We start from the raw sequence: 20,691 nt of genomic DNA on the forward strand, positions 1-20,691 counted from the left end.
GGACGATAGACAACCCGTATCCAGGAGCAACGGCCGCGGAGCCGGATTTCGCGAAGTGGAATCGAGGGTCCAAGCACCATGAGCCAACGCGCCCCGTTTCAATGGCAGGACCCGTTCCTCCTCGAGGAGGAGCTGAAGGAAGAGGAGCGGCTGCTCCGCGACACCGCGCACGCGTACTGCCAGCGGCAGCTCATGCCACGCGTGGTCGAGGCCAACCGCCACGAGGTGTTCCACCGCGAAATCATGAACGAGCTGGGGAGCCTGGGCCTGCTCGGCGCGACGATTCCGCCCGAGTACGGCGGGGCCGGGGCCCCATACGTGGCGTACGGCCTGCTCGCGCGCGAGGTGGAGCGGGTGGACTCCGGCTACCGCTCCGCCATGAGCGTGCAGTCCTCGCTCGTGATGTACCCCATCCACGCCTACGGCTCCGAGGCGCAGCGCCGGAAGTACCTGCCGGGCCTCGCGAAGGGCGAGCTGGTGGGCTGCTTCGGGCTGACCGAGCCCGATGCCGGCTCGGACCCCGGCGCCATGAGGAGCCGGGCGAAGAAGGTCCCCGGGGGCTACCGCCTCTCCGGCACCAAGCAGTGGATTACGAACTCGCCCATCGCGGATGTCTTCGTCGTCTGGGCGAAGGACGAGAGCGACGAGATTCGCGGCTTCGTGCTCGAGAAGGGCATGAAGGGGCTCACCGCGCCGAAGATTGAAGGCAAGTTCTCGCTGCGCGCCTCGGTGACGGGCGGCATCGCCATGGACGACGTGCTCGTCCCCGAGGAGAACCTGCTGGCCGGGGTGAGGGGCCTGAAGGGGCCCTTCGGCTGCCTGAACAACGCGCGCTACGGCATCTCCTGGGGGGCCATGGGCGCGGCGGAGTTCTGCTGGCACACGGCGCGGGCCTACACGCTGGAGCGGAAGATGTTCGGCCGGCCCCTGGCCGCCACGCAGCTCATCCAGAAGAAGCTGGCGGACATGCAGACGGAAATCACGCTCGGCCTGACGGCGGCGCTCCGCCTGGGGCGGCTGAAGGACGCGGAGAAGGCCGCGCCGGAGGCCATCTCCCTGCTCAAGCGCAACAATTGTGGCAAGGCGCTGGACATCGCCCGCGTCGCCCGGGACATGCTGGGCGGCAACGGCATCGCGGACGAGTACCACGTCATCCGGCACGTGATGAACCTGGAGGCGGTGAACACCTACGAGGGCACCCACGATGTCCACGCGCTCATCCTCGGGCGCGCGCAGACGGGCATCCAGGCCTTCGGCTGAAGGAGACAGGCCAGCGGAGGTTCGCCCTGGGCGCGGTTCGGTTACACTGGTGTGCGCTCGCCGGACGCCCCCGGCGGGTTCGCCTCCTGCCGCCGCCGCACCGCGGCATCCGCTTGCGGACACCCCGGGGTTGTCGGCGGGCCGGAGGCATGTCTAAGGAGAGCGCGTGCCTTCCTCCCAAGAGCCCTCAGACCGCCTCATCGAGACGATTCGCGCCTGCGTCATCGGCGACGACCAGGTCCTGGATGGACCCTATGGCCCCAGGCGTGTGACGTACGCGGACTACACCGCGTCCGGCCGCTCGCTCTCCTTCATCGAGGACTTCATCCGCAGCGAGGTGATGCCGCTCTACGCGAACACCCACACCGAGTCCTCCGGTACCGGGCTGCAGACCACGCGCTACCGCGAGGACGCGCGGCAGATCATCAAGAAGGCGGTGGGCGGCACCGACGAAGACGTCGTCATCTTCACCGGCTCCGGCGCGACCGGCGCCATCAACAAGCTCATCGACTGCATGAACCTCCGGCTCCCCAAGGACCTGGACGGGCGGTTCGACCTCAAGAAGTGCATCCCCCAGGACCTTCGGCCGGTGGTGTTCATCGGGCCGTATGAGCACCACTCCAACGAGCTCCCCTGGCGCGAGTCCATCGCGGACGTGGTCACCATTCAAGAGGACGCGGACGGGCACATCTCGCTGTCGCACCTCGAGGCGGAGCTGAAGAACTATCAGGACCGGCCGCTCAAGATCGGGTCCTTCTCGGCGGCGTCGAACGTCACCGGCATCGGGACGGACACCCGGAACGTGGCGGCGCTCCTGCATAGGTACGGCGCGCTCTCCTTCTGGGACTTCGCCGCGGCGGCGCCGTACGTGAAGATCGAGATGAACATGCGCGACGAGTCGGAGGACGGTCACCTCCTCTACAAGGACGCCATCTTCATCTCACCGCACAAGTTCATCGGCGGGCCCGGAACGCCGGGCGTGCTGGTGGCGAAGAAGAAGCTGTTCACGAACAAGGTCCCGGCGGTTCCGGGCGGCGGCACCGTCGCGTATGTGAACCCGACCGACCACCGGTACCTCCTGGACATCGAGCACCGCGAAGAGGGCGGCACGCCGGCCATCATCGAATCCATCCGCGCGGGTCTGGTGTTCCAGCTCAAGGAAGCGGTCGGCGTGGGGGCCATCCGCGCGCGAGAGCACGACTTCATCCAGCGCGCCATCCACAGCTGGGAGAAGAACCCCCACATGGAGATCCTGGGCAACCGCGACGCGTGGCGCCTGTCCATCGTCTCCTTCGTGGTTCGGCACGACGACCGCTACGTGCACCACAACTTCGTGGCGTCACTGTTGAACGACTTGTTCGGGATTCAGGCACGCGCCGGCTGTTCCTGCGCGGGGCCGTACGGGCATCGCCTGCTGGGCATCGACCTGGACACGTCCCGCGAATTCGAACGCGAGATCGTCCGCGGCTGCGAAGGCCTCAAGCCCGGGTGGGTGCGGGTCAACTTCAACTACTTCCTCTCGGAGCCCGTGTTCGACTTCATCTTGAAGGCCGTCCACCTGGTGGCGAACGAGGGTTGGAAGCTCCTGCCCCACTACGACTTCGACGAGCGCACGGGGCTGTGGCGCCACAAGAAGGGGCGCCCGGCCCCGGTGATGAGGCTGACCGACATCAGCTACCGGTCCGGGAAGATGCAGCACCGTTCCCGCCACGCCACCGAACCCGAGTGGGTGCTGGAGACGTACCTGGACGACGCGCGACGCATCTTCGACGAGGCGGCGCGGGACGCGGCGCAGCTGCGGCTGGAGTCGATGCCCATGTCGGCCGATTTCGAGCACCTGCGCTGGTTCCACCTGCCGCACGAGGCGCTGGCGGAGTTGCACGGGGTGAAGCCGCAGCGCGCGCAGCGGCCGCTGTGGCACGCGCGGCGCGTTTAGAGCGTTGCCTGCGGCCTACTTCTTCAGCACGCCGAGGCTGGCCTGGAACGTGGCGTGCCGGAAGTGCCTGCCTTCGGCATCTGGAGGCGCGATGACCGTCAGCTCCGGGCGCACGCCCCAGCCGCTCTCGAAGCGATGGAGATAGGCCGCGCCCAGGCTCGGAATGAGCTGTTTCGTGGAGAGGCCCAGGTGGGGCATGGCGGCTGTCAGTTGGGGGCTGAGCATCAGCTGATCGCGCTCGCCGAGATTCAGTCCCAGCAGGACGGGAACCTGGACGAAGGAGAGCAGTCCCCGGGAACCTCCACCGCGGCCATGACCGACAGTCACTGTTGGATCGATCGCCACATCCAGTCCGTTCCCCCGCTCATCTCCGCGAGCCAGTTGGACCTTGGTGTCGAGCGCCAGCGCTGAGGGGAGGACCGCCCGGGCCACGCTGGTGGCGAACACGTCGTTACCAGTCACCATCAACCGCCCCCCCACCTCCACTTCATCGGTGACGCCCACCCCCACCCCCACGTCCCAGAAGGAATAGGCGTCGTCGCCAGAGTAGGTGTAATCCCGCCCATCGGCCTGGATGCTGGGGCCGGAGAGAGGATTCGCGGACGTGGCACCCAGGCTGGCGCTCACCTCCCATTGACCTGCCTCCATCGTCCGCGCCGAGCCACGCGTGGCGAATGAGGGGCAGCCGGTCACGACGAACAGGAAGGCCAGCAGCGTGACGGGGCGCGCGGAACCCGACTGGGGATTCGTGTGCATGCCGGGCTGCCCTGCAAGACGCCAGCCCGGGCGTTGGCGAGAGGGCCGCGCTTGCCTCCGTGCACCGCGGTGCACACGTCTCGCGGGAGCTGTGCGAGCGCATGCACACGCGGGGCCGTGCATCCGGGAGGAGTGTTGGAAGCACTCTCTCCACGGCCCACGGGCTCCTGCTCGTGGGCCGCAACCGCGGTGCTCAGGGCCTGCCCAGCAGCTCCAGCGCGGCGGTGGTCAGCGTGGTGACGCCGGTGCGCAGCGTGCGCTCCCGGTCCGGCGCGTAGAGGGGCGAGTGCGCGGAGGGCAGTGTCTCCCCCGCGGCCTTCGCCTCGGCGAAGCGCCTGGGCTCGGTGATGCCGAGCCACAACATCACCGCGGGGACGCCCGCGCGGCCGTACTCGGAGAAGTCCTCGCCGCCCATGACGGACGGGGCCTCGCTGAGGTTCTTCTCTCCGAGCACGCGCGCCACGGCGCCCACGAGCCGCTTCGTGAGGTCCGGGTCGTTGTAGTTGGCGGGCGTGCCCTCGGTGACGGAGACGTCGGGCGGGCGGGGGGCGCCGGAGGCCATCGCCTCGGCCTTCGCCACGCGCTCGATGCCGGCCAGCAGGGCCTTGCGCACCTCGGGCTTGTACGTGCGCAGCGTGAGCTGCAGGCGCACCTCGTCGGGGATGATGTTGTGCTTGGTGCCGCCGTGGATGGAGCCCACCGTCAGCACCGCGGGCTCCAGCGGGTGTTTCTCGCGGCTGACGAGCGTCTGCAGCGAGAGGATGGTGCGCGCCGCCATCACGACCGGGTCCACCGTGGTGTGCGGGTACGCGCCATGCCCGCCCTTGCCGTACAGCGTGACATCCACCGAGTCCACGCTGGCCATCGAATAGCCGGGGGTGAACTGCACCGTCCCCGCCGCGGCGGTGGCGACGGTGTGCATGGCCACGGCGAAGTCCGGCTTGGGGAAGCGCTTGAACAGGCCGTCCGCCAGCATCGCCCGCGCGCCCGCGCCAATCTCCTCGGCGGGTTGCCCCACCAGCATCAGCGTGCCGCGCCACCGGTCTTTCGCCCGCGCCAGCAGCGTGGCCGTGCCCAGCCATGACGTCATGTGCACGTCATGCCCGCAGGCGTGCATCACCGGTACCGTGGCCCCGGAAGCGTCCTTCACCTTCGTCCTGCTGGCGTAGGGCAGCCCCGTCTTCTCCTCCACGGGCAGCCCGTCCAGGTCGGTGCGCAGCATCACCGTGGGCCCCTTGCCGTTGCGCAGCAGGGCCACCACGCCATGGCCGCCCACCTTCGCCGTCACCTCGAAGCCCAGCTTGCGCAGGCGCTCGGCCAGCTTCGCCGCCGTCTTCTCTTCCTGGAGGGACAGCTCGGGCGACTGGTGCAGGTCCCGGTAGAGCGCATCCAATTCGGGGTAGAGCGCGTCGATGCCGCCGAGCACGGGCAAGGGCGCCTCCTGCGCGAGCGCGGGACCGCCGGGCATGGCGGCACAGACGACGAGGGCGGCCAGCAGGGAGAGTGATTTCACCAGGCGGTCTCCTGTCCGTGAGGATGAAGGGCAGGCGGACACTAGAGCACACTCGCGCGGGCCCCACGCGCTCGTCATCAGCCGTTTGGCCGGGGAGGCGCCTGGGGACCGGAGGGAGGCTCCACCGGGGCGATGCTGACGGACTGGACGTGCAGGGCGTCACCGACGCGAGTGACGACGAAGGTGGCGCGGGACTTCCGCACGTGCTCGTCCCGGTGCTGGATGAGGACGAACACCCCTGGAGCGATGGGGCGGATGGCCTCGACGTCCGTCCGCATGGTGAACATCTCTGGGCGTCCCTTCTCCACGAGCCACTGGAGCTGCGCCTGGAGCGCGGCGCGGCCCTTGAGCCAGGTACCGGCGCGGTTCACGAAGTCGGCGTCCTCGGCGAAGTGAGCGAGGTACGCCGGCACGTCGCGTTGCTTCCAGCGCAGGTCGAGGTCGGTCATGAGGGCCCGGAGGTCCTTCTCGTCCTCGGGGGACAGCGTCAATGGTGTCTGGGACATGGTGGCGGGGCGGGAGGCCGCGCACGCCTGGGACGGAACGGCGCCCAGGAGCAGCAGGCCAAGCATGAGCAGTGGCTTCGGGTTCATGCCCAGGCTACGTGGCCCCGTGTTGCCGCATTGCCGGCCCTGCCGTGAAGAAGTGTGAAGCGTCAAGCCATGGGCTTCGAGCCCTCCGGCGTCACGCGGTGCCGGCCGCCCTTGTCGGAATGCTTTCGCGCGTGAACGACTCCCGGGCCTGGGTTGACGCCCTCCGGAGGCGGGCGTCTGCTGGACGCATGTCCGAACACACTCCTCCCACGGTGACCGCCGATACCGTGGCCCGCCCGGTGGGGCTCACGGAGCGGCTCGTCCTGCTGGACGCGCTGCGAGGCTTCGCGCTGTTGGGCGTGTTCCTCTCCAACAGCATCACCTGGTTCAGCGGCCGGACACTGCTGCCGCGCGAGCAGGCCCAGGCGCTGGGTGCGCCGCTCCTGGAGGTCGTCGTCGGCTCGGCCTATCAGTTCCTGGTGAACCAGAAGTTCATCACCCTCTTCTCGTTCCTCTTCGGACTGGGCTTCTCCATCCAGATGACCCGGGCCGAGGCCCGGGGCAGCTCCGTCGTCCCGCTCTATACGCGGCGGCTGCTCGTCCTGCTGGGCATCGGGCTGGTGCACCTCTTCGCCATCTGGGTGGGCGACATCCTCCACACGTACGCGACGGTGGGCTTCCTGTTGCTGCTGTTCCGCGCCCGCTCCAACCGGGCGGTGCTGGCCTGGGCGGTGGGGGTGATGCTGACGATGACGTTCCTGCTGCCCGCCTTGCAGCGCTACGGGCCGGTGTGGCTGCATGGCGCGGAGGCCGCGGCGGAGCTGGCGAATGCCACCCGGGCCGAGGCCGCCGCCCAGCGGGCCCGATTCCTGGCGGCGCTCTCCAGCGACTCGCTGTGGACGGCGCAGGCGGGCAACGGGAGATACTTCTTCGACACGTTCCTCCGCGTGGACCGCATCAAGTGGATGGGCTTCATCCTCGCCCGCTTCCTCCTGGGCCTGTTCGCGGGGCGGCTCCTGTTGTTGCAGGAGGTGGAGCGTCACCGGCACCTGCATCGCCGGCTGGTGGCCTGGGGGTTGGGGGCGGGCGTGCTCATCAATGGCGCCGGCCTGTTGATGTTCCGGCTGCGCGCCATGGGGTACCTGAACACGAAGGACAGCGTCGGGGCGTTCTTCCTGAACGCCGCGCAGGAGCTGGGCTACCTGGCGATGGCAGCGGGGTACGTGTCCCTCTTCGCGCTGCTGTTCCAGCGCGTGCGCTGGCAGCGGGTGCTGGGCGTGCTGGGGCCGGTGGGGCGCATGGCGCTCAGCCATTACCTGCTGCAGTCCATCGTGAGCGTGTGCATCTACAACGGCTGGGGACTGGGGCTCGTCGGCAAGCTGCCGTCCTCGCGCGTGGTCGCCATCTGCGTGGGCATCTTCGCCGTGCAGGTGGCGCTCAGTCACTGGTGGCTGGCGCGCTTCCGCTTCGGCCCGGCCGAGTGGCTCTGGCGCTCACTGACCTACGGCCGTGCCCAGCCCATGCGCCTGTCGGCGCGGGGGGGAACGGCGGGGGCGCCGGCGTCCTGAGGCCGGCCCTCCGCTCCGGTGTGTCTCCCGGCGGAGGAGTGAAAGGCTTGAGCGCACCCGAGTGAACAAGCCATTTTGGGGTCTGATTAAGAGTCAGATGCCGATCCCTCGGCGGCGCCCCCGTGGAGTGGAGGCGGACGGAGTCGAACCGTCTTCTGGAGCGTGTAGGACCTCTTCGGCCGGGTGCGCTCAATCCAGAGTGACGGTGCGGTGACGGCGTTCCTGACAGGAGGCCGGCGCTCAGAGTGACTTCAGGAACGCGAGCAGCGCCTCCCGGTCAGCGTGGGGCAGGCGCACGTAGCGCTCCCTCGCGGGCGCGGCCTCGCCTCCGTGCCACAGCACGGCCTCCTCGTGGTTCCGCGCCCGGCCGTCGTGCAGGAAGCGGGTGTGGCCGTTGACTGTCTCCACCAGCCCGATTCCCCACAGCGGCGGAGTGCGCCACTCCCGCCCGCTGGCCTGCCCGTCCGGGCGGCCATCCGCGAGTCCCTCGCCCAGGTCGTGCAGCAGCAGGTCCGTGTACGGGTAGATTCTCTGGTGTGACAGCTCTGGGAGGCCGGGCACGTCGCCTGTCTCGAAGGCGCTGTCCACGTGACAGCCGGAGCAGCCGATGGCGCGGAACACCGCCTTGCCTCGCAGCACCGCCGGAGCGTCCCAGTCACGCCGCTTGGGAACGGCCACCAGCCGCATGTAGAAGAGCAGGCGCTCCAGCTCCTGGGGCGTCACCTCGGGCGTGCCTGTGCCGTCTGCGTTGGCATTCGCCGGCTGGGGATAGAGCGAGGTGGTGAGCCCCATGTCCGCGGATAGCGCGTGGGCGATCTGCTGGCGCAGCGAGGGCTGGTTGGCCTTCCACCCGAAGCGTCCCAGCTTCGTCTCTCCGGTCTCCACATCCCTCACCCGGTTCGGACGTCCGGAGATGCCGTCCTGGTTGGCGTCGTCCGGGTCCGCGCGGGTGAGGAGGGCCTCCTCGGGAATCGCGTCGAGCAGCCCCATTCCGAAGTTGGCCGGGGAGACCCGTGGAGAGAAGGGCGCGTCCGCACCCAGCGGGCCCTGTACCAGCGACTTGAACGTGTAGCGTGGCCGAAGCAGCGTGAAGGACTCGCCGGTGGCGAACTCGCCAGGGAGCTCGTCGTACGCCACGGCGACGGTGCCCTCGGGCTCACTCCCCTGGAGGGCCTGGAGGTCGAGCTGCTCGCCGTAGCTCGGATGCGGCCCCTGCCCTCCGGGGGCGCTGAGCTGGAAGACGAGGGAGACGGGGGCCTCGTCGGGTGATGCCGGGGGACGCCCTCGCCCGTCCTTCACATGGCACGTCATGCAGGAGGATGCGCTGAAGAGCGGGCCCACGAGCACGGGGCTCTCTTTCACCTCTCGCCAGTCGCGGCCAAAGAGCTGCTTGCTCTCGTAGAAGTCCGGCCACCGCTCCAGCGGCATGTTCATGAGCGAGCGGCCGAAGGCATTCACCCCCGTGTCCGCCACCGTGGTGGCGCCTCCCGACAGCTCCTCAGCGGGTTCGGCCGCCGATGGCAGGTCCCCCAGCTCCAGCAGGGGAGGGCGCTCCGTGTCGACGCACATGGCGGTGAGCACGAGGGCTCCGGCCGCAACGCCTGGAAGGTACCGCCGTCCGCGCATCGGGAGGTCTCCTGGAGGTCCGTGGGAAAAACCGGGGTGGGCGCCGGACAGGACGTCATTCCTGCCCGGCGCACCGCCTGTGCGGGGCACAGGCGGACGGGACTACTTCGCCGGGATGACCGACTCGCTCAGGATGTTGAACTCGCTCGCGGACGCCGTCACGTCCATGCCCGTGAAGCCGGTGTACGGGTAGTGGCCGCTGGCGATCTCCTCGACGATTTCGATGGCGTTGCCCGTGAGCACCTGGCCGTCGCCCAGCCGGACGGAGAACGAGCCCTGCTCGTCGCGCAGGCGCCACACGCACGCGCCCGGGATGGACTTCGTGGAGGGGGCGGACGCCATGCCGGACTTCCAGATGATGATGTCGTACCGGTCATCGAAGGCGAGGACCGCGAGGAGCCAGCGGAGGGTCCGCCAGTCGAGGATGATGAACTCCGTCGAGGGCGAATGCGACCCGCCGCCCTGGAAGACGCCATCCTGGTACACGTTCACCCGGTACGCGGAGCCGCCCGGCGAGCCGGTGAAGCCCGGCTGAATCCTCGCCGAGGTCCCATCCGCGCCCGGCGTGAGCCGGAACGTGCTGACCACCTGGGTGCCGGAGCGCGCCGCCAGCGAGAGGCCCGCCTGCTCCGTGCCGAAGTTGATGCCGACCCGCTGCGTCCACCGCGTGGCGTTCGCGAAGCTGTCGGAGACGCCGTCCCGCGTCGCATCCGTGAGCCCGTCGACCTGGAGGCCGCGCTCGGTGGGGGTCAGCTTCGCGTTGCCCAGCGCGCAGTTCGTGATGCCCTCGAACTGCTGGACACATTGGGTCGCGCTGGACTCCTGGGCCGCGGCGTTCTCGTGCCCGGGGGACTCCGTTTCGTTACCCTGACAGCCCGCGGTGACGCTGAGGAGCGCGGCCGCCAGCAGACGGCTCATCATCTTCAGGTGCATGTTTGTTCTCGTGGTTGGGGGAAATGCTGCTCTTCCCGCCACACGAGGAGTGCCGCCCCCTCTCGGAGCGGCACGCCTCATGGGCCGGTCCGGGAGGGCTCTGCACTGTTTGCGCCACGACGGTGCCCTGGCGTCTTCCGCTCGGGCCCACAGTGCGCGGACGCGAGCGGCGCCGATGCGGTGTGGCGCGCGGTGTTACACGGAGGTCCGGGACGTAGCGTGCCCCGTTACAGGCTCAGCGCTCGCGCTTGCCCATGAAGAGCGTGTGGCGCGTTCCCTTGGTGCCATGCGCCGCCGGGTGAAGCACCTGGACGGTGAAGCCCGCCTGCCCCATGCGGCGCTCGAAGCCGGGCGCGGGCCCCGCGCTCCAGATTCCGAGCGTGCCCCGGGGGCGCAGGGCACCGAAGGCCCGCGCGAGCCCCGCCAGCCCGTAGAGGCCCTGGTTGTCGGGGTGGGTGAGGGCGGTGGGGCCGTTGTCCACGTCGAGCAGGATGACGTCGAAGGTACCGGGGTGGCGGGCCATGAGCGCGCCCACGTCCCCCTCCACCACGGTGACCCGAGGGTCTTCGAGCGGCGCGCCCGCGAGGGGCGCGAGCGGCCCCCGGTTCCACGCCACCACCGCGGTGAGCAATTCGGCCACCGTCACCCGGGCGCCGGGGCCAACGCGGTCCAGCACCGCCCGCACCGTGTAGCCGAAGCCCAGTCCGCCCACGAGGATGCGGCCCCCGCTCTTCCCCACGAGGTCGGCGCACCCCGCCTCCGCCAGCGCCTCCTCCGAGCCGTGCCTCCGGCTGGACATCAGCGTCTGGCCGCGCACGCGCAGGACGTACTCGTCTCCCCGGCGTGCGAGGGTGACTTCACCCACGTCCGGGACCTGCGCGGTGTCGAGCGTCTCCCAAGGCTTCATGGGTGGGGCTCTTCGCTCGGAGCGGGGCCCGGGTCAAGGCGGTCCGTGGTCCTGCTTCACGCGGCGGACGTGGCCCCCGGTCCAGGTCGAGCGTCTCATGCTCTTGCGCCCGACACGTCGGCCCGACACGTCGGAAGGCCGCCGGGCACGGGCTTCCAGAGGGAACACCCGAGGCCCGGAGGGCGAACATGCCCGGCACGTCGACTGCACTGGGAGCGGGCAGCCCCTGAACGAGGGCCCCACCACCCCGCCGAAAGGAATGACCATGGCCTCCACGCTCAGCCCCACGCAGCTCGCCGTCACCCTGTCCGCCATCTCCTACCTGGGACAACCCGACACCAACTCCCAGCGCTTCACGGTGATGAACCAGGCCATGGCGGCCACGGTGGGAAATGATTGGACGATTGTCTGGGGCCCGGCGACGCAGGGCGAGGACCTCGTCTACGTCGCCTCCAACGGAGCGGGCCAGTACGCGGTGGTGGTGCGGGGCACCCTCTTCGACCGCATCGAGGACGTCATCCAGGACGTGCGCATCGGGCAGCAGGTGGCACTGCCCTTCACCGCCCCCTCCTCGTTCTCCAAGGCGCTGGTGTCCAAGGGCGTCCAGGAGGTCTGGACCAACATCAACAACATGGTCTCCTCGGTGCCGGGCTCGGGCTCCGGCTCGCTGCTGTCCTTCCTGCAAGGCCTGACGGGCTCCCCGAGCCTGCTCGTCACCGGGCACAGTCTCGGAGGGCAGATGGCCTCCGTGGCCGCGGTCTGGCTCCAGAGCGCGCTGACGAATGTCTCTTCCGTCCTGCCCATCACCTTCGCGGCGCCCACGGCGGGCAACCCGGACTTCGCCTCGGCCTACGACTCCCTCTTCGATGCCGCCGGTGCCATGCGCTACTACAACACGCTGGACGTGGTCCCCGACCTGTGGACGGTGGACGGCCTGACCTCCATCAAGTCGGACTACGCCGGAGGCCCGAAGGCGGGGCTGGTGGTGAAGACCTCCGTCGACCTCGCCCTGCACACCCTTTCGAAGAACAACCTGACGTACACACAGCCGAGCGCCAGCACGAGCCTCTCCGGTCAGCTCTACTCCGCCAGCGGGCTCGGCGCGTTCGAGACCGAGGTCAACGACCAGCACCGGGCGCTCTACTACATGTTCCTGCTGGGCATTCCGCTCGAGACCATCAACCAGCTCGACGCGGAGTGGGCCCCGCCGTCCCAGGTCGCGACCCGGTCGGTCGGCTGAGGGGGTTGTCCGAAGCCATGTGGAAAGGCGAAGGGCCCGGAACCGCCGAGCGATTCCGAGCCCTTCATCCACCGCGAACCCGAGGCGCCGTTACGCCGTGCGCCTCACGTTCTTCTGCGCATCCACCAGCACCTTGGCGAACGTGAGCCCGTCGGGGCCCGCGTCGGCCTGGATGTTGTCGCCCGGCACGAACTCGCCGCCCAGCACCTTGATGGCCAGCGGGTCCAGCAGGTACTTCTGTACCGCGCGCTTCAGGGGCCGCGCGCCGTACGTCGGGTCGTAGCCGCGCTCCGCGAGGAAGTCGCGCGCCTTGTCCGTCAGCTCCAGCGTCAGCCGCTTGTCGGCGAGCAGCTTCGACAGCCTTCCGAGCTGCAGGTCGACGATGCGGTAGATGTCCTTCTTCCGCAGCGGCTCGAAGATGACGATTTCATCCACGCGGTTGAGGAACTCCGGCCGGAAGTGGCCACGCAGCGCTTCCATCACCTCGCCGCGAGTCCGCTCGTCCAGCTCGTCCTTCCCGGCCATGCCGGACTGGATGTCCGCCGAGCCCAGGTTGGACGTCATGATGAGCACCGTGTTCTTGAAGTCCACGGTGCGGCCCTGGCTGTCCGTCAGCCGTCCCTCGTCCAGAATCTGGAGGAGGATGTTGAACACGTCATGGTGCGCCTTCTCGATTTCGTCGAAGAGCACCACCGTGTACGGCCGCCGGCGCACCGCCTCGGTGAGCTGGCCGCCCTCCTCGTAGCCGACGTACCCCGGAGGCGCGCCCACCAGCCGGGACACGGCGTGCTTCTCCATGTACTCGGACATGTCGATGCGGACCATGGCCGAGTCGTCGTCGAAGAGGAACTCCGCCAGCGCCTTCGCCGTCTCCGTCTTGCCCACGCCCGTGGGGCCCAGGAAGATGAAGGAGCCAATCGGCCGGTTCGGGTCCTGCAAGCCGCTGCGCGCGCGGCGCACGGCGTTGGACACGGCCTCGATTGCGCTCCGCTGGCCAATCACCCGCTTCGCCAGCCGCTCCTCCATGTGGACCAGCTTCTGCACCTCGCCCTCCATCAGCTTGGAGACCGGGATGCCCGTCCACTTGGCCACCACCTCGGCGATGTCTTCCGCGTCCACCTCCTCCTTGAGGAACTTCTGGTTCTTCTGCAGCTCGGCCAGCTTCTCGTTCTGCGCCTTCAGCTCCTTCTCCAGGGACGGCATCACCCCGAACTTCAGCTCCGCCGCCTTGTTGAGGTCGCCCTGGCGCTCGGCCGCGGCCTGGTCGTTCTTCGCCTTCTCCAGCTTCTCCTTCAGGTTGCGGATGGCGCCGATGGCCGTCTTCTCCGCGTCCCAGTGAGCCTTCAGCGCGTTGAACTTCTCACCCAGATTGGCCAGCTCCTTTTCAATCTGGCCCAGACGCTCCTGCGAGTGCGGGTCCGTCTCCTTGCGCAAGCCCTCCTTTTCAATCTGCAACTGCGTCATCTTCCGGCGGATGTCGTCCAGCTCCGTGGGCATGGAGTCAATCTCGATGCGCAGGCGGCTGGAGGCCTCGTCGACGAGGTCGATGGCCTTGTCCGGCAGGAAGCGGTCCGCGATGTAGCGGTGGCTGAGCGTGGCGGCGGCCACCAGGGCGTTGTCCTGGATGCGCACGCCGTGGTGCACCTCGTAGCGCTCCTTCAGGCCGCGGAGGATGCTGATGGTGTCATGCACGCTGGGCTCGCCCACCATGACGGGCTGGAAGCGCCGCTCCAGGGCCGCGTCCTTTTCAATGTGCTTGCGGTACTCGTCCAGCGTGGTGGCGCCGATGCAGTGCAGCTCGCCGCGGGCCAGCGCCGGCTTGAGCATGTTGCCCGCGTCCATGGCGCCTTCCGCCTTGCCCGCGCCGACGAGCGTGTGGAGCTCGTCGATGAAGAGGATGACCTCACCGGCCGCGTCCGCGATTTCCTTGAGGACGGCCTTGAGGCGCTCCTCGAACTCGCCGCGGTACTTCGCGCCGGCCACCATGGCGCCCAGGTCCAGGGAGACGAGCCGCTTGTTCTTCAGGCCCTCGGGCACGTCCCCGTCGACGATGCGGCGCGCGAGCCCCTCGGCGATGGCCGTCTTGCCCACGCCCGGCTCACCGATGAGCACCGGGTTGTTCTTCGTGCGCCGGCTGAGCACCTGCACGCAGCGGCGGATTTCCTCGTCGCGCCCGATGACGGGGTCCAGCTTGCCGGAGCGGGCCGCCTCGGTGAGGTCGCGCCCGTACTTCTCCAGCGCCTGGTAGGTGGCCTCGGCGTCCTGGCTCGTGACACGCCCGGAGCCGCGCACCTCCTTGAGGCCCGCCAGCACGCGCTCGCGCGTCACGCCGGAGGACTTCATCACCTCGCCCACCGCGCCCTTGTCGTGCGTCAGCGCGAGCAGCAGGTGCTCCGAGGAGATGAACTCGTCCTTGAGGGACTTGGCCTCGTCCTCGGCCTTGTCGAAGGTCTTCAGCAGGCGCTGACCGAGCATCGCGCTCTCGCCGCCCTGCATCCGGGGAAGCTTCTGCAACGCTTCACCGAGCCGGGCCGCGAACAGCTTCGAGTCCGCGCCAATCTTTCGAAGCAGGGGCTCGACGATGCCGTCCTTCTGGCCCAGCAGTGCTGCCGCCAGATGCTCCGGCTCGTACTGCGGGTTGTCCGCTCGCCGAGCAAGGGTTTGTCCCTCCTGGATCGCCTCTTGCGCCTTCACTGTGTACTTGTCGAGTCGCATGCCTTGAACGTAAGAGTCGGACCCCCCTTGGCAAGTTGGCGCGGCGCGTCGGCGTGTCCGCCTGCCATGGAATACTTTGAACTCCTGGTAGCAACCGGCTTTTCAAGGAGCCGGAGTTGCCACGGGGCGGCCGGCCCGGTATAGGCGGCGCCCATCCTCGGGGGGCTGAACCTGGAAGCACACGGCGGTTATCTCGTACGACTCGAAAGCCTTGGCGGGCTGGAGCTGCTCCGGCTGGCGCGTGAGGCGCTGGCGCTGGATGGCGCGGCCGGCGCCACGGGCCTGCAGGTGACGGTGAACCGGCGCCGCAAGGTGGTGCGCCTGGCGTACGTGGGGCCCTTCACCGCCGGCCGGCAGGGCGCGCACTGGTACGCGGCCCACCACGCGCTGCCGAGGCTCCTGTCCCGCGAGGCCAACGTCACGGTGCACGCCTACGTGTATGACCCGGACGAGGGCGAAGAGGTCATCGCCTACGGAAACGGCCGGCGCGTGGGCGGCGAGCGGGTGGTGTACGAGGACGTGGAGCTGCCCGGGCGCGTGGAGGACGTGGACGACGCCGCCTTCGCGCGCATGCAGGAGCGCTGGCCCGTGGGCCACCTGGCCTATGTGTTCGGCCTGTCGCGCAAGGAGTTGCTGCGGCTGCCGCTGGCGACCCCGAAGCTCGTGCTGGCGCTGGAGGGCGGGGAAGGGGACAGCGCCGAGGCGCTGGAGGGGCTGCTGCCGGGAGCCCAGGGCGCCCAGCCGGTGCCGGACGCCCGCTGAAGGGCGTCCCCGTGTCCCGAAGCGGCTACTCCTCGGGAGGGCCGTCGTGGGCGGTGATGACCTCGCGGACGGACGCGCTGCGGAAGTACTGGCCGAGCAGGGCGAAGGTGCCCGCCACCAGGGCCGTGCCGAGGACGGACATCCCCACGGCCATGGACGGCATCGCGGAGCGCACCATCTCCGCGGCCACCGGGTCCTGCCCCTGGGCGAGCGGGAGCTGGCCCATGGACTCCGCCATCACCTGACCGACGCGGCGTAGCACCACGGCGGACTGGGCCCCGTCAATCGTGCGCAGCACGGCCACGGTGATGGCGGCCCGGCCGAGCATCCTCCTCATGCCGTCCCGTGGCAGGCCGTCCGGGCGGAGCATGCGCCCGGCCGCCACGAAGACGAAGGCGCAGGCCACGGAGAGCACGCCCATCAGCAGGGTGCGCGGCTCGCGCATGGGCTCCAGGGCGGAGTACTGCGCCCTCACCACCTTGGGGAAGAAGTCCTCGTCTCCCATCCAGGCGGGGTACTTCGCCTCCAGCTCGTGCTCCCGGGCTTCATAGAAGCGGGCGAGCGTGGTGGCCTCATTCAGGGCCACCCAGCCGGTGAAGGCCGACATCACCAGGCACAGCATGGCGGCGAAGCGGATGCCCCGGGGCAGGCCGCTCGAGCGGGAAGCAGACACCGTCACCGCTTGCTTGCCTCCACGAAGCGCAGGCGCAGGTCGGTGAGCAGCCCGTCGAAGAGCTTCTCCTCTTCCACCGTGAGGTTCCCCTTCGTCTTCGCGCGAAGCATGGAGAGCAGGTCCAGGTTCTGCCGGGCCAGCGGCAGGTCCTTCGCCGTCTGGCCCGTCTCCGGGTTGGGAGCGTCACCGAGGTGGATGAGCACCGCGGTGCCCAGCCCCACGATGAAGGTGCTGAAGGAAATGGACTCCTCGGACGCGGAGCGCGCTTCCCCCCGCATCACGAAGGTCTCGCCGCGCTTCTCGTCCCCGGAGCTCATGCGGAGGCGGCTCCCTCGTCGCTCTCGTCCTCGCCGCCCTCGTCCTCTTCGTCGTCGATGTCGTCCTCGTCATCCTCGAAGTCGTCCTGGACGTCGTCGAGCATCAGCGTCTCCACGGGGACGGACTTCTCCGCCACGTCGGGCAGGCCCTTGAGGTGGCGCTCGTACGCCTTCTCGTCGAGCTGGCCGGAGCGCAGGTACCGGTCCGCGGTGCGCTTGTCGAGGTACTTCGGGTCCGCCGTATCCGCCATGTTCAAATCCTCAGAATTGCTTGGAAATTAGCGCGCCACCTTATAGCAGGGAGGGCGCCTGTCAACGCCGCCGTCCACGCTGCCTGGTGCCGATGAACGCCCCGCCCCGCCCCGTGCTTCCCCGTGGTCCCTATCTGCTGTGCGACGACACCGTCCTCCCGGATGTCCCACTGGTGGACAAGGCGGCGCGGCTGGTGGCGGGTGGGGCCCGGGTGGTGCAGCTGCGCATGAAGCGCACCCCGCCCCGGGCCGCGCTGGCCGCCGCGCGCGAGGTGGCCGCCCTGTGCCGGCGCGCGGGGGCCCTGTGCCTGGTGAACGACCGGGTGGACCTGGCGCTGCTGGCGGGCGCGGACGGCGTACATGTGGGTGACGAGGACCTGCCGCCGGAGGCCGCGCGCGAGCTGCTGGGGCCCGGCCGGCTGGTGGGCGTCACGGCGCGGGGCGTGGAGGGGGCGAGGGCGGCGCTGGCGGCGGGGGCGGACTACGTGGGGGTGGGGCCCGTTTTCGGCACCACGACGAAGCAGGTGCCCGCGCCGGTGCTGGGCCTGGAGGCCTTCGCGGCGGTGGTGCGGGACAGCCCGCTGCCGGTGGTGGGCATTGGCGGCGTGGGGCTGGAGAACATCGCCCGGGTGGCGGCCACCGGTGCGCATGGCGCGGCGGTGGTGTCCGACGCCCTGCTCGCCGGGGATATCGCCGAGCGCGTTCGCCAGCTGGTGGCCGCGTTTGAACAGGGCGGGGCGGGGAACTAGCCTCCGCGGCCGGGAAATCCATGAACAACCATCCGCGACACCACGGGCCGCCGCCGCGCCGCCCCAACATCGGCATCACCCCGGACTGGAGTCAGCCCGAGGACCAGGCCTTCGCCCGCTACGAGCTGAAGGTGCCCTACGCGGAGGCGGTGCTGCGCGCGGGGGCGCTGCCCTTCGTGCTGCCGTACTCGGACGACCCGACGTGCGTGGAGGCGTACCTGGACCGCGTCTCCGGAGTGCTCGTCACCGGCGGCGCCTTCGACATCCCCCCGGAGGTGTACGGGGAGCCGGCGCGCGAGGGCCTGGGCACGCTGAAGGAGGGCCGCACCGCGTTCGAGGCGGCCCTGATGCGCGGCGCGCTCAAGCGCAACATGCCCGTGCTGGGCATCTGCGGCGGCATGCAGTTGCTCAACGTCATCCTGGGCGGCACGCTGTTCCAGGACATCAGCCGCGAGGTGCAGGGCGCCCGCGAGCACGAGCAGAAGCATGACCGCACCCAGCCCCAGCACCCGGTGGACGTGAAGAGCGGCACGCTGCTGGCGGAGGCGGTGGGGCACGGCCAGCTCATGGTCAACTCCACGCACCACCAGTCGGTGCGGCTGGCCGGCAAGGACGTCACGGTGTGCGCGGTGGCGCCGGACGGCGTGGTGGAGGCCATCGAGTCCACCGTCCACGCCTTCGCGGTGGGCGTGCAGTGGCACCCGGAGTACATGGCCACCACCATTCCCGTGCACAACGGCCTGTACAAGTCCTTCGTACAGAAGGCGCGCGAGCACCGGCGTTGAGTCCCCGCGTCCTCCTGCTGGCCGGGCACGAGCCCACGGGGAGGGCAGGGCTCCTGGCGGACGTGGCCGCCGTGCTCGCGCGGGGCGGGCAGCCGGTGGCCGTGCCCACCGCGCAGACGGCGCAGGGCACCGCCACCTTCATGTGGCGGGCCGCCGCGCCGCGCGTGCTGGCCGCGCAGATTGCCGCCGCGCGTGAGCTGGGCCCGCTGCACGCGGTGAAGTGGGGCATGGTGCCCGGGGCCGCGCAGCTCTCCGCCGCGAGTACGGCGCTGAAGGGCGCGGACGCGTGGTGGGTGGTGGACCCGGTGGTGCGCACCTCCCGGGGCGAGCCGCTGACCCGCCTGTCCGCGCGGGCGTACCTGGAGCTGGCGGGCCCGCGCGTGGTGCTCACGCCGAACCTGGATGAGGTTGCGTGGCTGCTGCGCCGGCCCGTGCCCCGCACGGTGGCGGAGGCCGCCGAGGCCGCCGAGGCGCTGGCGCGGTACGGCTTCGGCGCGGTGCTGGTGAAGGGCGGGCACCTTCCGGACGTGGAGGGCCTGGCGGACGTGCTGGCCACGCCGGAGCGGGTGCGGGTGCTGCGCGGCGAGTGGCTGGAGCGCGCGCCCGGGCGCCGAGGCACGGGATGCCGGCTGGCGTCCGCACTGGCCACGGAGCTGGGACGCGGGCGCACGCTGGAGGCCGCGGTGCGCGCGGCTCGCGGACTGGTGGTGCGCTACCTTCGCGCCGGGTAGCTACTCGCCGCGGGTGCGGCTCTCGAAGCGGGTGAACTCCGAGAGGAACACCAGGTCGATGGAGCCGACCGGGCCGTTACGCTGCTTTGCGATGATGAGCTCCACCGGGATGACGGTGCTGGAGGGCTGGGGCGGGCCGTCCCCGCCGCCTTCTTCCGTCTCCTCACGGTGGATGAACATCACCACGTCGGCGTCCTGCTCGATGGAGCCGGACTCACGCAGGTCCGACAGCATGGGCTTGCCACCCTTGCGCTCCTCCACCTTACGGTTGAGCTGACTGAGCGCGATGATGGGCACCTCCAGCTCCTTGGCGAGCTGCTTGAGCGCACGGGAGATTTCCGCGACCTCGAGCTGGCGGCTCTCCACCTTGCCCTTCTGGTGCATGAGCTGGAGGTAGTCGATGACGAGCAGCGACAGGCGCGGGTCCTTCTGCTTCACACGCCGCGCCTTGGCGCGCAGGTCGAACGGGGACAGACCGCCCGAGTCGTCGATGTAGATGGGGGCGTTGTAGAGCGCGCCCGCCATCTCCTGGAACTTCTCCTCGTCGTGAGGCGTGAGCCGGCCGCCGCGCAGCTTCTTCATGTCCACGCGCGCGGTGGAGGCCAGCAGACGCATCAGGAGCTGGTCGGCGGGCATTTCGAGGCTGAAGATGCCGACGGCCTTGTTCTCCTTCAGCGCCGCGTGCACCGCGATGTTCATCGCGAAGGACGTCTTGCCGATGCCGGGACGCGCCGCGAGGATGATGAGCTCACCCGCGTGCAGGCCGGTGAGCTGCATGTCCAGGTCGATGTAGCCGGTGGACAGGCCCGTCACGCCCGTGGCCGCGGCCTTCATCTTGTCGAGCAGGTCGAGCGTCTGCTCCATCAGCTCGCTGACCGGGCGCAGGTCGCCCTCGCGCTTCTTCTCCGCGAGGAGGAACACCTTGCGCTCGGCCTCGTCGAGCAGCACCTCCAGCTCGCCCGTCTCCGAGCTGGCGAGCTCCTGAATCTCCTTGCCCACGTTGGCCAGGCGCCGGCGGAGGGCCTGGTCCTTGACGATCTGCGCGTACTGGACGGCGTTGGACGCCAGCGGCACCACCTGGTCCAGCCGCATCAGGTACGCGGGGCCGCCCACGGCGACGAGCTGCCCCTGCACCTTCAGTTCCTCGGCCAGCGTCAGGTGGTCGACCTGCTTGGACTGGCCGTCCAGCTTGAGCATCGCCGCGAAGATCTGCGCGTGCGCGGGGCTGGAGAAGTCGTCCGGGTGGACCACCTCGCCCACCGCGGCGATGAGGCTGTTGTCCGCGAGCACGGCGCCCAGCACCGCACGCTCCGCCGCCAGGTCTTCGTGAACCCGGCGGCCTTCTCTCATGTCGAGGACGTTTTCCATGGCTGCCCGTTCACTCTACAGGCAGCCCTGACATCGCTACAGTTTTCGGCAACAGGCCTGTAGCACCG

At 69.7% G+C, this 20,691-nt stretch carries 19 protein-coding genes; 8 read left to right on the forward strand and 11 right to left on the reverse strand.

All coding sequences use genetic code 11. From position 1 onward, the window contains the following. The first annotated feature begins 78 nt into the window (after positions 1-78). Entirely contained in the window at positions 79-1,260 is a 1,182-nt protein-coding gene (locus K8638_RS21175) for an acyl-CoA dehydrogenase (RefSeq protein ID WP_223756383.1), read from the forward strand. 166 nt (positions 1,261-1,426) lie between these two features. Beyond that, positions 1,427-3,196: an aminotransferase class V-fold PLP-dependent enzyme gene (locus K8638_RS21180; RefSeq protein ID WP_223756384.1), complete on the forward strand. Its 1,770-nt coding sequence runs from the start codon at positions 1,427-1,429 to the stop codon at positions 3,194-3,196. A gap of 15 nt (positions 3,197-3,211) precedes the next feature. Here K8638_RS21180 and K8638_RS21185 read toward each other — a convergent pair whose 3' ends face one another. The 3 genes from K8638_RS21185 to K8638_RS21195 all read right to left on the reverse strand — a co-directional run bounded on the left by K8638_RS21185 (position 3,212) and on the right by K8638_RS21195 (position 6,058). Beyond that, the gene (locus K8638_RS21185; RefSeq protein WP_223756385.1) at positions 3,212-3,952 is read right to left on the reverse strand and encodes a hypothetical protein; all 741 of its coding nucleotides are present in this window, start codon (positions 3,950-3,952) and stop codon (positions 3,212-3,214) included. Positions 3,953-4,145: 193 nt separating this feature from the next. Further along, positions 4,146-5,465 carry an amidohydrolase gene (locus K8638_RS21190; RefSeq protein WP_223756386.1) on the reverse strand — a complete coding sequence of 440 codons (1,320 nt, stop codon included), beginning with the start codon at positions 5,463-5,465 and terminating at the stop codon, positions 4,146-4,148. A 77-nt stretch (positions 5,466-5,542) separates the two neighbouring features. Further along, positions 5,543-6,058: a DUF4440 domain-containing protein gene (locus tag K8638_RS21195; protein ID WP_223756387.1), complete on the reverse strand. Its 516-nt coding sequence runs from the start codon at positions 6,056-6,058 to the stop codon at positions 5,543-5,545. Between the two features lie 188 nt (positions 6,059-6,246). On the opposite strand from K8638_RS21195, the gene K8638_RS21200 reads away from it, so the two are divergent. Further along, a complete protein-coding gene (locus K8638_RS21200; protein WP_223756388.1) occupies positions 6,247-7,566 on the forward strand; it encodes a DUF418 domain-containing protein in 1,320 nt (439 codons plus the stop codon). Positions 7,567-7,806: 240 nt separating this feature from the next. Here the strand turns inward: K8638_RS21200 and K8638_RS21205 are convergent, their stop codons facing one another. The 3 genes from K8638_RS21205 to K8638_RS21215 form a co-directional block, all read right to left on the reverse strand. Further along, positions 7,807-9,192, reverse strand: coding sequence for a di-heme oxidoredictase family protein (locus tag K8638_RS21205; RefSeq protein ID WP_225937450.1), 1,386 nt, complete (start codon positions 9,190-9,192; stop codon positions 7,807-7,809). 102 nt (positions 9,193-9,294) lie between these two features. Then, positions 9,295-10,125 (reverse strand): hypothetical protein, encoded by an 831-nt coding sequence (locus K8638_RS21210; RefSeq protein ID WP_223756390.1) that lies wholly within the window; start codon positions 10,123-10,125, stop codon positions 9,295-9,297. Positions 10,126-10,360: 235 nt separating this feature from the next. Then, on the reverse strand, positions 10,361-11,032 hold the full coding sequence (locus tag K8638_RS21215) for a spermidine synthase (RefSeq protein ID WP_223756391.1): 672 nt from the start codon (positions 11,030-11,032) through the stop codon (positions 10,361-10,363). 265 nt (positions 11,033-11,297) lie between these two features. On the opposite strand from K8638_RS21215, the gene K8638_RS21220 reads away from it, so the two are divergent. Continuing rightward, entirely contained in the window at positions 11,298-12,272 is a 975-nt protein-coding gene (locus K8638_RS21220) for a hypothetical protein (protein ID WP_223756392.1), read from the forward strand. 90 nt (positions 12,273-12,362) lie between these two features. Here K8638_RS21220 and clpB read toward each other — a convergent pair whose 3' ends face one another. After that, a complete protein-coding gene (clpB, locus tag K8638_RS21225; RefSeq protein ID WP_223756393.1) occupies positions 12,363-14,987 on the reverse strand; it encodes an ATP-dependent chaperone ClpB in 2,625 nt (874 codons plus the stop codon). A gap of 294 nt (positions 14,988-15,281) precedes the next feature. Here clpB and K8638_RS21230 point away from each other — a divergent pair, with 294 nt between their 5' ends. Further along, entirely contained in the window at positions 15,282-15,749 is a 468-nt protein-coding gene (locus K8638_RS21230) for a hypothetical protein (protein ID WP_223756394.1), read from the forward strand. Positions 15,750-15,774: 25 nt separating this feature from the next. Here K8638_RS21230 and K8638_RS21235 read toward each other — a convergent pair whose 3' ends face one another. Genes K8638_RS21235 through K8638_RS21245 form a run of 3 tightly spaced genes read right to left on the reverse strand, consistent with a single transcriptional unit; the run spans position 15,775 to position 16,990 of the window. Next, positions 15,775-16,428, reverse strand: a complete 654-nt coding sequence (locus K8638_RS21235) for a hypothetical protein (protein WP_223756395.1) — start codon at positions 16,426-16,428, stop codon at positions 15,775-15,777. Then, complete coding sequence (locus K8638_RS21240; protein WP_223756396.1) at positions 16,425-16,739, reverse strand: DUF1844 domain-containing protein; 315 nt, start codon at positions 16,737-16,739, stop codon at positions 16,425-16,427. Before K8638_RS21240 ends, K8638_RS21235 begins: the two co-directional genes overlap by 4 nt. After that, positions 16,736-16,990 carry a hypothetical protein gene (locus tag K8638_RS21245; RefSeq protein WP_223756397.1) on the reverse strand — a complete coding sequence of 85 codons (255 nt, stop codon included), beginning with the start codon at positions 16,988-16,990 and terminating at the stop codon, positions 16,736-16,738. Before K8638_RS21245 ends, K8638_RS21240 begins: the two co-directional genes overlap by 4 nt. Before the next feature lie 92 nt (positions 16,991-17,082). On the opposite strand from K8638_RS21245, the gene thiE reads away from it, so the two are divergent. Genes thiE through K8638_RS21260 form a run of 3 tightly spaced genes read left to right on the forward strand, consistent with a single transcriptional unit; the run spans position 17,083 to position 19,255 of the window. Then, positions 17,083-17,739 carry a thiamine phosphate synthase gene (thiE, locus tag K8638_RS21250; protein WP_223756398.1) on the forward strand — a complete coding sequence of 219 codons (657 nt, stop codon included), beginning with the start codon at positions 17,083-17,085 and terminating at the stop codon, positions 17,737-17,739. Positions 17,740-17,759: 20 nt separating this feature from the next. Beyond that, positions 17,760-18,524 carry a gamma-glutamyl-gamma-aminobutyrate hydrolase family protein gene (locus K8638_RS21255; RefSeq protein ID WP_223756399.1) on the forward strand — a complete coding sequence of 255 codons (765 nt, stop codon included), beginning with the start codon at positions 17,760-17,762 and terminating at the stop codon, positions 18,522-18,524. Beyond that, the gene (locus tag K8638_RS21260) at positions 18,521-19,255 is read left to right on the forward strand and encodes a bifunctional hydroxymethylpyrimidine kinase/phosphomethylpyrimidine kinase (protein WP_223756400.1); all 735 of its coding nucleotides are present in this window, start codon (positions 18,521-18,523) and stop codon (positions 19,253-19,255) included. The genes K8638_RS21255 and K8638_RS21260 overlap by 4 nt, the downstream gene beginning before the upstream one ends. Here the strand turns inward: K8638_RS21260 and dnaB are convergent, their stop codons facing one another. After that, positions 19,256-20,623: a replicative DNA helicase gene (dnaB, locus tag K8638_RS21265; protein ID WP_223756401.1), complete on the reverse strand. Its 1,368-nt coding sequence runs from the start codon at positions 20,621-20,623 to the stop codon at positions 19,256-19,258. Positions 20,624-20,691: the final 68 nt, after the last annotated feature.

Source organism: Myxococcus sp. RHSTA-1-4 (assembly GCF_020037125.1).
Classification (GTDB): domain Bacteria; phylum Myxococcota; class Myxococcia; order Myxococcales; family Myxococcaceae; genus Myxococcus.

Bases quoted from the DNA above. Each gene is read 5' to 3' on its own strand.
- dnaB (WP_223756401.1), bottom strand. From the start codon at position 20,623: ATGGAAAACGTCCTCGACATGAGAGAAGGCCGCCGGGTTCACGAAGAC.
- K8638_RS21200 (WP_223756388.1), top strand. From the start codon at position 6,247: ATGTCCGAACACACTCCTCCCACGGTGACCGCCGATACCGTGGCCCGC.
- K8638_RS21245 (WP_223756397.1), bottom strand. From the start codon at position 16,990: ATGGCGGATACGGCGGACCCGAAGTACCTCGACAAGCGCACCGCGGAC.
- K8638_RS21240 (WP_223756396.1), bottom strand. From the start codon at position 16,739: ATGAGCTCCGGGGACGAGAAGCGCGGCGAGACCTTCGTGATGCGGGGG.
- K8638_RS21175 (WP_223756383.1), top strand. From the start codon at position 79: ATGAGCCAACGCGCCCCGTTTCAATGGCAGGACCCGTTCCTCCTCGAG.
- K8638_RS21185 (WP_223756385.1), bottom strand. From the start codon at position 3,952: ATGCACACGAATCCCCAGTCGGGTTCCGCGCGCCCCGTCACGCTGCTG.
- thiE (WP_223756398.1), top strand. From the start codon at position 17,083: ATGAACGCCCCGCCCCGCCCCGTGCTTCCCCGTGGTCCCTATCTGCTG.
- K8638_RS21255 (WP_223756399.1), top strand. From the start codon at position 17,760: ATGAACAACCATCCGCGACACCACGGGCCGCCGCCGCGCCGCCCCAAC.
- clpB (WP_223756393.1), bottom strand. From the start codon at position 14,987: ATGCGACTCGACAAGTACACAGTGAAGGCGCAAGAGGCGATCCAGGAG.
- K8638_RS21220 (WP_223756392.1), top strand. From the start codon at position 11,298: ATGGCCTCCACGCTCAGCCCCACGCAGCTCGCCGTCACCCTGTCCGCC.
- K8638_RS21195 (WP_223756387.1), bottom strand. From the start codon at position 6,058: ATGAACCCGAAGCCACTGCTCATGCTTGGCCTGCTGCTCCTGGGCGCC.
- K8638_RS21215 (WP_223756391.1), bottom strand. From the start codon at position 11,032: ATGAAGCCTTGGGAGACGCTCGACACCGCGCAGGTCCCGGACGTGGGT.
- K8638_RS21210 (WP_223756390.1), bottom strand. From the start codon at position 10,125: ATGCACCTGAAGATGATGAGCCGTCTGCTGGCGGCCGCGCTCCTCAGC.
- K8638_RS21205 (WP_225937450.1), bottom strand. From the start codon at position 9,192: ATGCGCGGACGGCGGTACCTTCCAGGCGTTGCGGCCGGAGCCCTCGTG.